General features: G+C 31.3%; 15 protein-coding genes. 6 read left to right on the top strand and 9 right to left on the bottom strand.

The annotated features are described in order from the left end of the window. Nucleotides 1–61 precede the first annotated feature (61 nt). The 6 genes from B4A23_RS12655 to B4A23_RS12680 form a co-directional block, all read right to left on the bottom strand. On the bottom strand, nt 62–802 hold the full coding sequence (locus tag B4A23_RS12655) for an acyl-[acyl-carrier-protein] thioesterase (protein WP_291120565.1): 741 nt from the start codon (nt 800–802) through the stop codon (nt 62–64). A 30-nt stretch (nt 803–832) separates the two neighbouring features. Then, nucleotides 833–1330, bottom strand: coding sequence for a 6,7-dimethyl-8-ribityllumazine synthase (ribH, locus tag B4A23_RS12660; RefSeq protein WP_291120567.1), 498 nt, complete (start codon nt 1328–1330; stop codon nt 833–835). Nucleotides 1331–1444: 114 nt separating this feature from the next. Next, on the bottom strand, nt 1445–2152 hold the full coding sequence (locus B4A23_RS12665; RefSeq protein ID WP_221856203.1) for a tetratricopeptide repeat protein: 708 nt from the start codon (nt 2150–2152) through the stop codon (nt 1445–1447). A gap of 74 nt (nt 2153–2226) precedes the next feature. After that, complete coding sequence (locus B4A23_RS12670) at nt 2227–2826, bottom strand: porin family protein (RefSeq protein WP_280045470.1); 600 nt, start codon at nt 2824–2826, stop codon at nt 2227–2229. A 21-nt stretch (nt 2827–2847) separates the two neighbouring features. Further along, on the bottom strand, nt 2848–3618 hold the full coding sequence (locus tag B4A23_RS12675; protein WP_280045469.1) for an ABC transporter ATP-binding protein: 771 nt from the start codon (nt 3616–3618) through the stop codon (nt 2848–2850). Continuing rightward, on the bottom strand, nt 3618–4364 hold the full coding sequence (locus B4A23_RS12680; protein WP_171622564.1) for an MlaE family ABC transporter permease: 747 nt from the start codon (nt 4362–4364) through the stop codon (nt 3618–3620). The genes B4A23_RS12675 and B4A23_RS12680 overlap by 1 nt, the downstream gene beginning before the upstream one ends. 53 nt (nt 4365–4417) lie before the next feature. Here B4A23_RS12680 and B4A23_RS12685 point away from each other — a divergent pair, with 53 nt between their 5' ends. After that, nucleotides 4418–5008, top strand: coding sequence for a SprT-like domain-containing protein (locus tag B4A23_RS12685; protein ID WP_038331159.1), 591 nt, complete (start codon nt 4418–4420; stop codon nt 5006–5008). A 9-nt stretch (nt 5009–5017) separates the two neighbouring features. Then, nucleotides 5018–6112, top strand: a complete 1095-nt coding sequence (locus B4A23_RS12690; RefSeq protein ID WP_291120570.1) for a mannose-1-phosphate guanylyltransferase — start codon at nt 5018–5020, stop codon at nt 6110–6112. Nucleotides 6113–6172: 60 nt separating this feature from the next. Here the strand turns inward: B4A23_RS12690 and B4A23_RS12695 are convergent, their stop codons facing one another. Beyond that, nucleotides 6173–7147: a hypothetical protein gene (locus B4A23_RS12695; protein WP_280035376.1), complete on the bottom strand. Its 975-nt coding sequence runs from the start codon at nt 7145–7147 to the stop codon at nt 6173–6175. A gap of 119 nt (nt 7148–7266) precedes the next feature. Further along, nucleotides 7267–7701 carry a hypothetical protein gene (locus B4A23_RS12700; RefSeq protein WP_180905367.1) on the bottom strand — a complete coding sequence of 145 codons (435 nt, stop codon included), beginning with the start codon at nt 7699–7701 and terminating at the stop codon, nt 7267–7269. 90 nt (nt 7702–7791) lie between these two features. Here B4A23_RS12700 and B4A23_RS12705 point away from each other — a divergent pair, with 90 nt between their 5' ends. From B4A23_RS12705 to B4A23_RS12720, 4 genes are all read left to right on the top strand, one after another. Continuing rightward, a complete protein-coding gene (locus B4A23_RS12705) occupies nt 7792–8688 on the top strand; it encodes a glycerophosphodiester phosphodiesterase family protein (protein ID WP_291120572.1) in 897 nt (298 codons plus the stop codon). Further along, nucleotides 8689–10287 (top strand): bacillithiol biosynthesis cysteine-adding enzyme BshC, encoded by a 1599-nt coding sequence (bshC, locus tag B4A23_RS12710; RefSeq protein WP_291120574.1) that lies wholly within the window; start codon nt 8689–8691, stop codon nt 10285–10287. A 42-nt stretch (nt 10288–10329) separates the two neighbouring features. After that, nucleotides 10330–12177 carry a LysM peptidoglycan-binding domain-containing protein gene (locus B4A23_RS12715; protein ID WP_291120576.1) on the top strand — a complete coding sequence of 616 codons (1848 nt, stop codon included), beginning with the start codon at nt 10330–10332 and terminating at the stop codon, nt 12175–12177. A 116-nt stretch (nt 12178–12293) separates the two neighbouring features. Beyond that, nucleotides 12294–13463: a dicarboxylate/amino acid:cation symporter gene (locus B4A23_RS12720; protein ID WP_291120578.1), complete on the top strand. Its 1170-nt coding sequence runs from the start codon at nt 12294–12296 to the stop codon at nt 13461–13463. 102 nt (nt 13464–13565) lie between these two features. Here the strand turns inward: B4A23_RS12720 and B4A23_RS12725 are convergent, their stop codons facing one another. Beyond that, nucleotides 13566–15950 (bottom strand): TonB-dependent receptor domain-containing protein, encoded by a 2385-nt coding sequence (locus B4A23_RS12725; RefSeq protein WP_291120580.1) that lies wholly within the window; start codon nt 15948–15950, stop codon nt 13566–13568. Nucleotides 15951–16165: the final 215 nt, after the last annotated feature.

The raw sequence follows: 16165 nt of genomic DNA on the forward strand, positions 1-16165 counted from the left end.
ATTGATTTTTTAGAAAAACAAAAATACGATAATTAATAAAGTTTCGGAAGTTTGAAAAATCTTACCTCAACTCCAATCTACAAACAAAGTTTACTTTTTCTTGATTGACAATTTTAAACTGAATTAAATGTTCAGTTTCTAATTTCTGGATTTCTACTTCGTCGTGTAAACTTAATTCTTTCAAGAAATTCATATCAATCGCTTTGATACGATGTTTTAATATAATTTCAGGATCAATAATATTCAAGCACCAATCCAAATATTTGGTATTATTTGCGTGTTTTACGATATCCAAATCAGAGAATTGAACTTTATATTGAACAACTTCCGTTGGTTCAAAATCAATGTTCAAAATCGAATTCTCGATTTCAGTTGGTTTCAGATTTGGAAAACGTTCGATATGGGAAGAATCAATTTGAAGAATATCTGGACGACGCTTTTCTGTATTGAAAACCGCCCACAAACTTGAAGCTCCAATTAATTTTTTTCCATTTTTCTCAATCGTAAAATCACGAATAGATTTTGCACCTTTCAGCACCTCAATCCACGTTTTTACATCAACAAAATCTGTCCAAGAAGGTATTTCATCAATTTCTATTCGAAGTCGATTCATTACCCAAGATTGATTAAACTCTTGTAAATCAAAGAAACCTAAACCTCCTTTTATCGCATGTTCTGAAGCTGTTAATTGAAAAAGATTTGCCATTTCAGACAATTTCATTTTACCTGTCGGATCACATTGAGAAAAATAAATTTCCCAATTTTTCGTATAAATTGATTTAAAATCTTCTGCTATTGGCATCGATAAAGTTTTGAATCTTTTATAGTGAAATTATTTTCCTAATTTCTTTTTCATATCCGCCATCATAACCGCAGCTACACCAGCTTCAACTCCTTTATTTCCATGTTTTCCGCCAGAACGATCAATTGATTGTTGTTCATTTTCGTCTGTTAAAACACAAAAAATAATTGGCATGTTGTGTTTGATATTCAAATCTTTTACACCTTGTGTCACACCTTGACAAACATAATCAAAATGCGCTGTTGCTCCACGAATCACACATCCAACAACGATAATTCCGTCCAAATCTGGATGAGTTTGCGCCACTTTATCTGCTCCATAAATCAATTCAAAACTACCAGGAACTTCATATAGAGTAACATCGTCAGGATTTGCACCCAAATCAATCAATGTTTCTTTTGCTCCATCACGCAAATTAAATGTGATATGATTATTCCATTCAGATGTAATGATTGCAAACTTAGAGCCCGCTACATTTGGTAATTCTGCTTTATTATATTGAGATAAATTTTTATTTTCTGTTGCCATTTTGTTTAAAATTTGAATGGTAAAATTACAAAAATGATTTAGGATAAACTTTGATTTGAATCAATAAAAAAAGCCGAACAACTTGTTCGGCTTGTAATTATCTTTTGAAGTGAATTATTTCGCAGTTTCAGAAGCGTATTTTAAACGCTCAATAAACTTCGCTGTTTCACCATTATTTGCATTTGGATATTTATCCTCTAAAGCTTGAAAATATTTTAAAGCATCAGCATTTTTACCTAATTCCATTGCAATTTCACCTGCTTTTGTGTAGTAAGTTGATTGTAAAGTTTCAACTTCTGTCGCTTCAGCAGCTTTTACATAGTAAGGTAAACCTTCTTCTAATTTGTTAGAAGCAACTAATGCATTTCCTAACATACCATATTTTTGCGCCAACATTACATTGTCATCTGTGTCAAAATCTTCTAATAATTTTACAGCAGATGCGTAATCTCCTAATTTATAATAAGAACTTGCCGCTTTGAAACGTGCTAAATTACCAGCATCAGTATTTCCATATTCATCAACAATTTGTTGTAAACCTTGAAAACTTCCTGCGCTACCATTAAGAGCTACGTTAATAGAATCTTGATCGAAAAGACGTTCTGCTTGAACCATTTCTTTGAAAGCGTCATCCGATTTAGGTTCTACGACTAATTTTAAGTAAGCAAAATAACCTAAAACAGCTACAATAATTACTCCTAAACCAATACCAATTGCTTTAGCATATTTTTCAACAAAGAACTCTACGTTGAAAGCTGTTCTATCTAATTTTTCTACGAATTGCTCTGTTGCGAATTCTTCTTTTTTATTATTTTTTGCCATTTTAATAATTTACGAGGTTGCAAAAATACAATTTGGAACAAATATATCCAATAAATTTATTTACAAACAACCTTTTAGAATAAATATGCTACTGATAAGTTCAACATTTGCGGACGATTTTCTGTTCTATATTGTCCATTTGATCCGTTCAAAATGTCAGATCCAACTTTTCCTAAACCGAATTCGTAACGTAAATCGAATAATAATTTAGAAACTTCCACACCTGCACCAATTTGCATTCCGACATTAAAATCATCTTGTTTTGCAGTTGTAAAGTCTTTTACAGAAAGTTTGTCGTCAAAATAGTAAGAGAAAACTGGACCAGCTTGAATATGTCCGATTCCTAAAAATCTTTTTCCAACGTTTACAGGAATATCCATACGTTTTTTAGTCACATTCAGTTTTTGTCCATCAACATCATATTCATTTTTGAACTGAGTATATAATAATTCTGGCTGAATGTAAATTCCTGCTAAAGAAACACGAGCTAAAGCACCCGCTTGAAATCCAGCAGAAGCTTTTCCATCTTTCTTAAAAATATTTCCAGCATCTTGCCAAACTTTTCCTTTATCTGTATTGAAGACAGCTCCACCTTTGATACCAAAATTGATATTTTGTGCTGTTGCAAAATTTGCAGCTAAACCTACAATTGCAGTTAAAATTAATTTTTTCATAGAATTTTTATTTTTATTGATTTATTGTTGCTCTTTTAATAAGGCTTCTCTTAATTTCTTGAAAAGATTTGACGAATATACAAAATCAATAACATTTGGATTATCAGCCACCAAAATCTCCTCTTTTGTCCCTTCCCATTCCAAGAAACCATTTTTTAAGAAAACAATATGATCTCCAATTTCCATCACCGAGTTCATATCATGAGTATTTACAACGGTTGTTGTGTTATATTCTTTTGTGATATCATAAATTAATTGGTCGATAACTAACGCCGTTTTCGGGTCAAGACCAGAGTTTGGTTCATCAGCAAACAAATATTTTGGATTATTTACAATCGCGCGCGCAATCGCCACACGTTTTTGCATTCCTCCAGATATTTCTGACGGATATTTTTTAAGCGCTGTACGAGCTATTTCTACACGGTCTAACACTTCACGTGCACGTTTTTCGGCATCAGCATTTGACATATCCGAAAACATTTGCAATGGAAATTTTACATTTTCTACAATATTCATCGTGTCATACAAAGCCGAACCTTGGAAAACTACTCCAATTTCTGAACGTAAACGTTGTTTTTCTTTGTAATCAAACTCGATCATATTATCTCCTTCGTACAAAATTTGACCTGAAGTTGGCGTTAATAATCCAATCAAATTTTTCAAGAAAACTGTTTTTCCTGAACCACTTTGACCAATAATCAAACTAACTTTTCCTTTCTCGAAAGTGACAGAAAAACCTTTCAGTACTTCTACTGCATCAAATGATTTTCTGATATCTTTTACTTCAATCATTAGCTCAAAATTGTTTGTGTTAATATTAAATTGATCACAATAATTGCTACTGATGTCCATACAACAGCTGTTGTTGCAGAACGACCAACTTCTAACGAACCTCCTTTTACTTTATAACCATAATATGCCGGAATTGTTGCGATAACAAACGCGAATACCATTGTTTTAAGGAATGTATAGACAAACAATTTTGTTGCCATATTCATTTGTAAACCTGTAATAAAATCGGCTGCTGACCATAGTTTTGTAAAAACACCAATGTAGTAACCTCCTAATAATCCAAATCCGATAGAAATCATAACCAATAAAGGATTGAAAAATACACAGGCGATAATTTTTGGTAAAATCAAGAAGTTTGCAGAATTTATCCCCATTACATCTAACGCATCAATTTGTTCGGTAACACGCATAGTTCCGATACTCGAAGCGATATACGAACCTACTTTACCAACTAAAATTAGCGACATAATGGTTGGAGCAAACTCTAACACCAAAACCACTTTGGTCGCATAACCAATGTAAGCATCTGGAACAGGAATAGAAGCTCCCTGAAAGTTTTGCGCCATTTGTATTGCTACAACTGCACCCATAAATGTTGAGATAAAGGTTACAATTCCTAAAGAGTTGACACCTAAATCATATATTTCTCTAACGGTCAATTTCCAGAAAACGCTCAATTTTTGAGGTTTGCTAAATACTTTACCCATAAGCATAAAGTATGACCCTAAATTTTCGATTAGTTTCATTACGACAAAATTAATATTTTTATTGGAAAGGCTTTTTATTTATCTTGCACAATGTGAATTTAGAACATTTAACTTCTTATCTCCCTCATAATGCAGACTTGTATGTAAAAAAATGGTTAGAAAATCATTTTATAACGTTAAAAATTACAAGAAGACGTGAAACTAAGTTGGGAGATTATCGCAAATTGGTCGAAAATAATCGTCATCAAATTACAGTGAATGGCGACTTAAATCAGTATGCTTTCTTTTTTGTTTTTACACATGAAGTGGCGCATCTCAAAACTTTTGTTCAGTTTGATTCGCGTAAAATAAATCCGCATGGAAAAGAATGGAAAACCATTTTTGGGCATTTATTATTAGAATCTCTTCACGTTTATCCCGAAGAATTGCAACCGTATATTCTTCATCATGCCAAACATCCAAAGGCAAGCTTAGGAGCGGATGTTAATATCTCAAAATATATTATAGATGATAAAAATCCTGCTCAAATTTATCTTGAAGATTTGGAGGATGGCACAATATTTTCGATTGGAAAAAGAATCTTTAAAAAAGAATCTAAACGAAAATTAAGGTATCTTTGTTTAGAGTTGAAAACCAAGAAAAAATATTTGATAAACGCAACTGCAACTGTAAATAAACTTTAAAAGACAATCATGAATAATAAAGATAACTACGCTGTTATCCTTGCCAGTGGTACAGGAGTGAGATTATGGCCTTTGAGTACGATTAAGAAACCAAAACAATTTCATGATTTATTAGGAATAGGAAAAACTTTTATTCAATTAACATATAATCGATTAAAAAAAATCGTTCCACAAGAAAATATTTTCATTGTAACTATTCAAGATTATAAAGAAATTGTAAAAGAACAATTACCAGATTTTGAGGATAAAAATTTTATCATCGAACCAAGAGTCATGAATACCGCAGCTTGTAATTTATTGGCCGCAATGACAATCCAACAAATTAATCCAAAAGCAAAATTGATAATTTCTCCTTCAGATCATTTTATTTTTGATGAAGATGAATTTGTAGAAAAAGTAAATCTTGCTTTCGAGGATGCTGACAACGATCGATTGATTACTTTGGGAGTAGCTCCAACACGACCAGATGTTAATTACAGTTATATTCAGTTCATCGAAAATACAACACCTATAAAAAAAGTAAAATCTTATATCGATAAACCTGATTTAGAATTTGCTGAATCTTTTATAACGAGTGGCGAATTTATTTGGAATACAGGAATCCTTGTTTGGTCTGTAGATAGTATTGTAAAAGCTTTTCAACAACATTTACCTTCGATGAAAGAAACTTTGAAAAAGTATTTTGATCTTGATCGTTCTTTACAAAATACAGAAACCTTAAAGCCTATTTACACAACATTAGATGTAACTTCTATCAACAAAGGAATTTTAGAGCAAGCAGATAATGTTTATGTCATTCCGACAACTTTTGGCTGGAGTGATATTGGAACTTGGTCGGCAATCAACGAAAAGTATAAATATACAGGTGAAGATCAGGACGAAAATCACAATACATTATTATGTAAACACTTTTCTGGTTACAACGCCAAAAATAATTTTATTTATTCTACACAAGACAAAGCTATTATTATTGATGGATTAGATAGTTATGTGGTTATTAATTCGGAGAAAGGATTACTCATTTGTCCTCGAAGCAATGTACAGTTTATAAAAACTTATGTGAGCGATTTGAAATTACAGAAAAACGGAGAAAAATATTGTTAAATAAAAAAATCTCTTCAATAATATTGAAGAGATTTTTTTATGTATTTATAATTTTAATATCTATCGAAGTGTAATCACATTTTGACCAACTTTGTATCCATTTTGGTAAATATCGATTTTATATTCACCTTTTGGAAAATCATAATCAACCCAGTCAAAATTAACTCTTGAACCAGACATATTATTGTAATTAACTTTTACACGATCAGAATATTCTACAGAAGATCCAGAACGTAAAGTTGTTTCACCAGCATCAGCACCTTTAAATTTTCCTATCTCGCCGCTTGGTTTATAAATAGATACATACAATTCTTTTGTTTCTGAAGTCGCATTCAAGTTTTTATCCAAATCAAAAGATACTCTAACCTTATCAATTCTTCTTGCTCGCGTTGTTTCCACTTCTTTTCCGCTTGATTTTACTCTCAAACCTTTAATCGTATAATTTGAAATCGATAAAGTAGAATTTGTCTCTTTGATTAAATTCTGATGATTTTCTTTTTCAGTACTCAAATTTGATTCAACAGTTTTTTTCTGCTCATTCAAATGAGAATTTTCCGAAGTTAACTCTGTATTCTTGTTTGTCAGCTTTTTATTTTCGTCTTTCAAGCGAACAATTTCTTCTTTATAAACTTTAATATCTGCTTGTAAAGAGGTTATCAAACGTTTAGCACGTTGCAATTCTCCACTTGTAATTCCTTCTTTATTTAAGATTGATTGAATCTCTTTTTGTTTCTCCAAAATCAATCGATCTTGATAACTTAAAGAAGAATCTTTTTTTACAACACGAGTTTTAGCATCATCAAAATCTGATCTAATTATACGTAATTCTTGTTTCAGAATTTCTCTAGATCGTTCCAAATCATTGATATCACTTTGCATTTCTATCGAAGATTTTGCATTTGCTTCTTTAGAATATACAATATACCCAATAGCTAATAACAAGGATACTGCTAAAACAGCAATAATAATATTCTTTACGAATTCATTTTTATGTTTAGGGTTTGTAGAGGGCTCGAGATCTTTGTATTCAGTCATTTTAATTATTTCGAGGAAAAATTATTAAATCAAAAATTAAACCAATTTTATAATAATCAATAACTAATGTTAAATTTAACATTTATAAATTGTAATAAAACTTAATAAATAAAGACTTTTTAATCGTTTGTCTCTTTTTTAATATCTTCAGAAGCTTCGTCTAATTTATTTTCGGCTTTTGTTTTTAACTCATCAGCTTTTTCTTCCAATTCTGTTTTTTCTTCTTTAAAAGTTTCTTTCAAATCCGAAACTTTCTCTTTCACAAAAGCACTTGTTTCTTTCATTTGCTTTTCCGCAATATCTTTTACATCGTTATAATCTTGCTTCGATCTTTCTTTAAAATCTTTAGCGGCTTCTTTCGATTGTTCTTTCAAATCACCCGAAGCATCTTTTATATTATTGATTGTTTTACGCGCAAAATCCGATGCGTCATCTGCAATCAATGTTCCTGCTTTTTTTACAGTTGCCGAAACATCGTCAAATTTATCTCCCGCAACATCAATCGCAGTTTCCGTTTTTCCTAAAATTCTTTTCAAAAAAGTTCTAAGTCCCATAATAATTTATTTTGTTGATTATTTTCAGTTTAAATTTACAGCTTCATTCGCAATTTTAGAATGAATTAATTTAATTTTTTATTTAAAAATATGAATTTCAACTATTTTAAACGATATTATCTCGGAATTTTAATGTTCAGTTTACTAACTATTTTTAGTTGTAATCCAAATAAAAATCAATCCGAAATACATCAAAATACTTCATCCGAAGAAATATCCTTCAAATATTCGACCAAAAATAAAAACTTTGTCAGCGCGCATCGTGGCGGAAGTGGAATACATGGTTTTCCCGAAAATTGTATCGAAACTTTTGAACATCTTTATCAAAAAGGAATTCAAATTTTTGAGATTGATGTTGCCGAAACAAAGGATAATCAACTTATTTTAATGCACGATAATTCGTTGCAACGAACAAGCTCAGGGCGACAAGATGTCAATCAAGTTGACTTAAAAACCATTAAGGAATACTTTTTGGTAGATGATTTTGGACAACAAACGTCATACAAAATTCCGACTTTTGCAGAAGCACTAAATTGGGGAAAAAGTAAACCAATTTATTTTATGGTTGACATCAAAAAAGGTGTTGATTATCGTGATATTGTAAAGACAATAGAACAAGCAAATATGCAAAAACAGGTTGTTTTGGTGACGTATACAGTTGGTCAAGCGAAAAAGTTGAATCAACTTGCGCCAAATATGTTATTGTCTGTTTCAATGCGAAACGAACGAGAATTTAATGAAATGATGAACAGCGGAATTCCGACTGACAAAATGGTTGCATTTACGGGAACTCGACGCAATGACAAATCATTTTTAAATAAAATTCATGACAAAGATATTTTGGTCATTTTTGGAACGTTAGGAAACTTAGACAAAAGTGCTTCGGCGAAAAATGGACAACTTTACCGCGATTTAGAAAAAGATGGTGTCGACATTTTTGCAACGGACAGAGCAATGGATGTACATCAAACGATTAATAAAAATTAAATGGAAACAATATCACTTAAGGATTCAAATTATTTCTCAAAATTGATGTTAAATTATATCAATCAAGACGAGAATTTGAAAAACTTCTACAACCTATTTCCAACCAAAGAAAACTATATAAAACAAGCGAAAAATAAGCTTGAACATTATAAAAATAGAGAAATTCTTGTTGATCAAATTTCGAAACAATTAAGTCATTTAGATTTATCGGAAAAGCAACAAAATAATCTACAAAAATTAAGAGAAAAGAATACAGTAACAATTACGACTGGACATCAATTAAATTTATTTACAGGTCCAATCTTCTTTTTTTATAAGATTTTGCAAGTCATCAAAGCATGCGAGGAATTGAATAATGAACAAAGTGAAATCAATTTTGTTCCGATGTTTTGGATGGCGACAGAAGATCACGATTTTGAAGAAATTAATCATTTCAAATTTGGAGATCGAATTATTCATTGGGAAAAAGAGTTTGGCGGACCAGTTGGACGTTTATCAACAGATGGTTTACAAAAAGTTTTTGATTCATTTTTGTCATTAATTCCAAATGGAAAAAAGAAAACTGAATTACAAAATCTAATTGAAGACTCTTATTTATCGAATGATAATTTGACGGATGCAACACAAAAATTGGTTCATTTATTATTCAAAGATATTGGATTGTTGATGATTGATGGAGATGATAAAGAATTGAAAAAATTGATGATTCCGACTTTTGAGGAAGAATTAATTGAGTCAACATCATTCAAAAAAGTAATTCCTCAAAATGAGAAATTAGAACAATTGGGTTATTCTATTCAAGTGAATCCTCGTGAGATAAATTTGTTTTACATCAATCAAAATAATTCGCGTGAACGTATTGTTGAACAAAATGGAACGTATTTTGTCAATAACACTTCAATCAAATTTTCGAAAGAAGAAATTGTTGCCGATTTACATCAAAATCCAGATAAATTTAGTCCAAATGTGATTTTGAGACCTTTGTACCAAGAAACAATTTTACCAAATATTGCCTATGTTGGTGGAGGTGGCGAAATGGCTTATTGGTTGCAATTGAAAGAAATGTTCGATCAATTTGAAGTTGATTTTCCACTTTTAGTTTTGAGAAATTCATTATTAATCCGAACTGAAAAACAACACGAAAAACAACAAAAATTAGATTTATCAAACGAAGATTTATTTTCGAATAGTTTAGCAATCACAAAAAAACGTTCGATAAATTCGTCAGAAATTGCTCCAAAACTTCCTGAATTGGAAGAAGAATTAAAAAGTATTTTTGAACGTTTGGAACATTTGAGTTCGTTAACAGAATCTTCTTTTGCGGATATGATACAAGCGCAACGTACAAAACAGTTGAAAGGTTTTGAGAAAATAAAACAACGTTTGGTACATGCAGAAGTGAAAAAAAATGAGGATTTATTAAAGAGAATCGAGCAATTACTGAATGATCTTTCTCAACAAAATGGTTTGCAAGAACGTGTGAAAAATTTTGCTGATTTTGATTATATTAACACTCAGTATTTCATTGATTTTATTGAAGATAGTCTTCGACCTTTTGATTTCGAGTTCATCATAAATACATTGAAAGAGGAACTCTAAACAAAACATAATTTGTATATTTGACCACGAAAATTCATCTAAATGAAAAAAATATTAGCTTTATTGTTATTTGTTGGTGCATCAGCACTTTATGCTCAACAAAAAACGCATACAGTTCAAGCAAAAGAAACCGTTTACGGAATTTCGAAACAATATGGTGTTTCGCAAGAAGAATTGTATAAAGCCAATCCTAAAATTGAAAAAAATGGGATTCATCCAGGTGATTTGATTGTGATTCCAGGTAAAGGAACTACGACAACCAAACCAACTGAAACCAATACTACTACGACTACGTCAAACGTAAATACTTCGGACGATAATTATCAATATATTACAATTGAGCCGAAAGAAACGGTTTACAATTTGACAAAAAAATATAAAATTTCGGAAGAAACATTGAACTCATTAAATCCTCAAATTAAAGAAAGAGGTTTAGAAATTGGTGATGTTATCAAACTTCCGAAAGATGTGACAAACAAAGTTTTTTCTGTTCCAAAAGGAACGCATTTAATCAAAAAAGGAGAAACTTTATACACATTAGCAAAACAATATAATGTAAGTGTTGACGATTTATATGCAGAAAATACAGCTTTACAAACAGGTGTAAAAGAAGGAATGGTGATTACGATTCCTAAAAAATCTGGTTCTGTTGTGATTGAAGAAAACACAATCAATTATGTTGTTCAGAATGGAGATTCGGCTTACGGAATTTTAGAAAAATACAACACAAATTTAGATGAATTATTGCGTTTAAATCCTGATTTGATCAATGGTTTAAAAGCTGGAATGACACTTAAAATTCCTTTGCAAAAAAATGCTAAAATCATCAAATACGGAACTGCAGGAAAGCTGAAACGTGCGAACGATAACGAAATTAATGTTGCGATTATGCTACCTTTTGATGTTGCAAATAATCCGCAATTGAAAAATTCGCAAGCGATGCAATTTTTTACTGGAGCTAAATTAGCGTTGACTCGTTTGGCGAAAAAAGGTAAAAATGTAAATGTAAAAGTGATCGATACGAAAATCGGAAACTTACAAGATATTTTATCAACAACAGATTTCAGTAAAACAGATGCCGTTATTGGTCCGTTGAACACGTCTGATGTTACTGAAGTTGCGAATTTCTTTAGCAATTCTGGTATCGCTGTGATTTCGCCTTATGCAAATGATGATTCATTAAATTCTTTCAATGATTTATTAATTTCTAATCCAAAAGATGAAGTAATTGCAGATCAAATTATCGAAGAAATTGGGAAAAACTTTGCTGGAGAACAAGTTTATTTGTTAACAAATCGTGATGATCAAGAGTTAGCAAATTACACGAAAAAGCAATTAGAAAAACAGTTGAAAGCAAATGTTGTCATTGTAGATAGCGCTGCAAAAATTGTTCAACCACATGATAAAGTTAACGGCGAAGATTATTACACACCAATTATCACGGTTTTAGTTGGTGATGATGATAATTTGGGAAAACAATATTTAGAGAAATTAAAAACATTTAACAAAGACAATATCAAAGCTTACGGAATAAAATCGGTTTCGGTTTATGATGTTTATAATGCAGATAATGCAAAAAATATCGATGCATTCCGCGAATTTGGTTTTGTATTTAGTACTGCGCGATTAATCAATACAAGAGATACGGAAGTGCAAAGTGTAATCAAAGATTTCAAGGAAGTTTATTGTGAATTTCCGACGCGTTACGAGCAATTAGGTTACGATGTAACGTACGATATTGTGGATAGAATGAATAATAAAGGTGATGTTACCAACAATATTACAACAGAAAACACACGTTTGGCATCGAAGTTTGCATACAAAAAAATAAGCGGAAGCAAAGCTTATACGAATGATGCGAGCCGAATTGTTCGTTTACCTAAAAAATAATTTTATCAAAAAATTATATACCAAAAAGCGATGCTAAAATTTAGCATCGCTTTTTTCTTTTTATCAACATTTAGAATTAAAACCTTGTATTGAACGGATTTTTTCTAAATTTGACTATGCACAAACTTAAAGACAATTTACTCGTAAAAGTTATTCTTGCCATTGTACTCGGAATTTCACTCGGCGGAATAATACCAGAAGCTATTGGTCGTATTTTTATGACTTTCAATGATTTTTTTAGCGAATTACTTAACTTTTTGATTCCATTAATCATTGTTGGATTAATTGTTCCATCAATTGGAAGATTAGGACAAACAGCCGGAAAATTATTATTAGCAACCGTTTTAATTGCTTACGGATCAACCATTTTTTCAGGATTATTAGGTTACTCAGCGAGTATGTCTATCTTTCCACAATTATTAGAACATCAAACTGGTCAAATTAATTTAGCCGAAAAAGCAAAAGAATTTACACCATACTTTTCGATAGAATTTCCTCCGTTATTTGATGTAATGCCTGCTTTGGTATTTTCATTTCTTTTCGGAATTGGATTATCACGATTGAAAGATTCGACTTTTGGGAAATTTGCAGATGATTTTGAAGAAATTATTACGTATTTAATTCAAAATTTAATCATTCCATTATTACCAATTTTCATTTTCGGGATTTTCTTGAACATGTCATATTCAGGACAAGTGGTAACAATTATGAATGTATTTTTGAAAATAATTGGTGTAATTTTCGTGCTACATGTTTTCTTGTTAGTGCTTCAATTTACAATTGCTGGAATTATCGCGAAAAAGAATCCATTTAGCATGATGAAATTGATGTTACCAGCCTATTTCACAGCATTAGGAACACAATCTTCAGCGGCTACAATTCCTGTAACAATTGCGCAAGTAAAGAAAATTGGAGTTCGCGACGAAATTGCCAATTTCGCTGTGCCGCTGTGTGCGACAATTCATTTATCTGGTTCGATGTTAAAAATCGTTTGTTGTTGTTTAGCATTGATGTTAATACAAGGTATGGAAATTGATTTTGTTCAATTTTTAGGATTTATGATGATGCTTGGAATTGCGATGGTTGCAGCACCTGGAGTTCCTGGTGGAGCGATTATGGCAGCGATTGGTATTATTGCTTCGATATTAGGATTTAATGCAGAAAATCAAGCGTTGATGATTGCACTTTATATCGCAATGGATAGTTTCGGGACAGCAGGAAATGTGACTGGAGATGGTGCTATTGCTGTAACATTGAATAAATTATTCAAAAAAGAAGTTCAATAAAAAAATAAAATATTAACCCAAATAAAAAAAGAGTTCCAAAAAATATTGGAACTCTTTTTAGTTTTAAGAATATTTAAATAAATGAAGAATGTTCTTTATTTATTAGAAACCAACTCCTCCTGATTGCTCAGATTTGTTTTGTTGAGCTTCTGCACGATTTCGTACTTTACCACCGAAATTATACGTAAATCCGATGTTCATTGTGTGTGCTTCCCAACGGAACTTCCCTGTTGCTCTATCTGGATTATACATTTCTAAACGTCCATAAAATGTTCTAAAAATATCACTTACACGTGCACTCAAACTTGCTTTTCCACCCATAAATGTGTAACGCGCTCCTAAATCCATACGCCACATATCGCGCATTTCTCCTTGGATAAATTTGTATTTACCTTGATACATAAAGAAATGTTGTAAACTGATAGCTTTCGAAACTTTGAATGTATTGTTCATGCGAGATGTTAGACGATTGGCATCCATTTCAACTAATTCATCATTTTGTCGAACAAACATTGTGTTATGCGTATAATCTCCACTAATATTAGATGACCACCATTTTGTAGGAGTAAGATTAAATGCTAATTCAAAACCATATGCATCTACTTTATCATAGTTTTCATAATTTTGAATATACGCACCATAAACTGCTTCATTTTTTAACACATTTCTGAAGATATTATCTTTAATATGTCTGTAAAACACATTCGCAGAAATAGAATTTTTACCAATTCGTTGTAAATATCCAACTTCGAAATTATCTGTATATTCTGGTCTTAATGTTGGACTTCCGATACTTGACATCATTGGTGTAGACCATTCTGGCACTGGAGATAATTGTCCAATTCCTGGACGATCAATTCTACGGCTATAATTTAATGAGACTTGACCTTTTTCTGTCACATCATATGTTAAGAAAGCTGATGGAAAGAAATCTAATTTATCTTGTTCTATTTTTCCTTCTTCATTTACATTAACAACGAAATCACCTTTGTCTTTAAACTGTTCTGCACGTAAACCTAATTGCATTCCAAACTTCCCGAATTTCTGACCATAATTTACATATGCAGAAAAGAAATCTCTTGTAAAATTAAAATCTGTACTTGGATCATACAGAAAACCATTTACAACTAATCTTCGGTCAGTTAATAAAATATTATCATTTTTTTCTTGTCTAAATTGTAATCCAGCCTCTATTTTTCCACCATCTTTGATTTGGTTTGTATAATCTAAATTAACACGAATGTTATTTGTTCTGTCATCACGATCTTCATAATACTTTACTTCTTCTGGATAAAAATTATGCATGTTTCGTAAATCTACACTTTTAGCTCTCGAGTAAAATGCGTCTAAAACAATGTTGTGATCTACTTTGTCAAAATCACGTTTGAAATTCAAACTATAATCTTGACTTCTCCAATCTCCATCAAAATTTGAATTATTAGGATAAAACTCTTGCGTTTTGGTATTCACCATATCCGATCCAATCAGTCCTGTTCCTTTTCCAAACCATTGATTTGTATAAACCGTTAAAGCTGTCTTGTCGTTGATAAACCAGTCGAAACCAATTTTACCTGCTTGGCTTTCATCGTTGTTTAAAATATCAATTGCACTTTTGAAATTTGTGTCAAAATTATTTAAAGAACCATGAAATTCACTCGGACGTTTATTGTAACTATAATTTCCAAAAAAGTTGAAAGAACCTGTATTTACATTTGCTGTTAACGAATTATTGAAACGACTTTTCTTTCCTTGCTCATAACCTGTACTCAACGCAACATTGTATCCTTTTTTCTTTCCTTTTACCATCACAATATTGATGATTCCAGATTTTCCATCCGCTTCATATTTTGCAGAAGGATTTGTGATGATTTCTACACGCTGAATTTGATTCGAAGGAATTTGCTTCAATACTTGCGATGCAGATAATGATGAAGGTTTTCCGTCAATATAAATTTTTACATTTTCATTTCCACGTAATGATAATTCTCCTGTTTGTTGATCTACATTTACAGACGGAATGTTATTCAAAACCGCAGCAGCATCCGCTCCAGAAGAAATCAAATCATTTCCTACTTCAACAACACGTTTATCTATTTCGTTGCGATATTGAGAAACTTCTGCACGTACAAAAGCACCTTTTAATTCTACGGTTTCAGTCTTTGCAGCTTGTAAAATGATATTACCTAAATTTAACTCACCTCCTTTTACTTCTGCAGTTGTTACAGATTGTTGATATCCAAATTCTGTAATCACCAAACGATAATTTCCGTCTTCCAAATCTGGAATCTCGAATGTTCCGTCTGCGTTCGCATAGACTTCATCGAATAATTCTTTTGAATCTGCTTTATAAATCTGAATTGCAGCCATACCAACCGCTTCATTTTTTGCATTTTCAATCTTTCCTTTCACAGGATGTTGTTCCTGCGAGAATCCGTAAATAGAGCAAACGGAGAAAAGAATAGCTAAAGTAAATTTGTTTAATCTCATAGTTAATATTTTTAATAGTACTATGTTTTACATAATACATAGTAAGAATTGTCCGTACTTTTCCTAATTAGACGTTTAAAAAAATGTTTTGTTACAAAATATTTAAACTTTTTTTTAATTTTTCAAGTACTATGTTTTGCATAATACGTAAACCTAATTGTTGGATGATTTTACTAATAAGACGCAACAACTTTCAAAATGTTACAAGAATTTTT

Source organism: Empedobacter sp. UBA7248, assembly GCF_002472945.1.
GTDB classification, from domain to species: domain Bacteria; phylum Bacteroidota; class Bacteroidia; order Flavobacteriales; family Weeksellaceae; genus Empedobacter; species Empedobacter falsenii_C.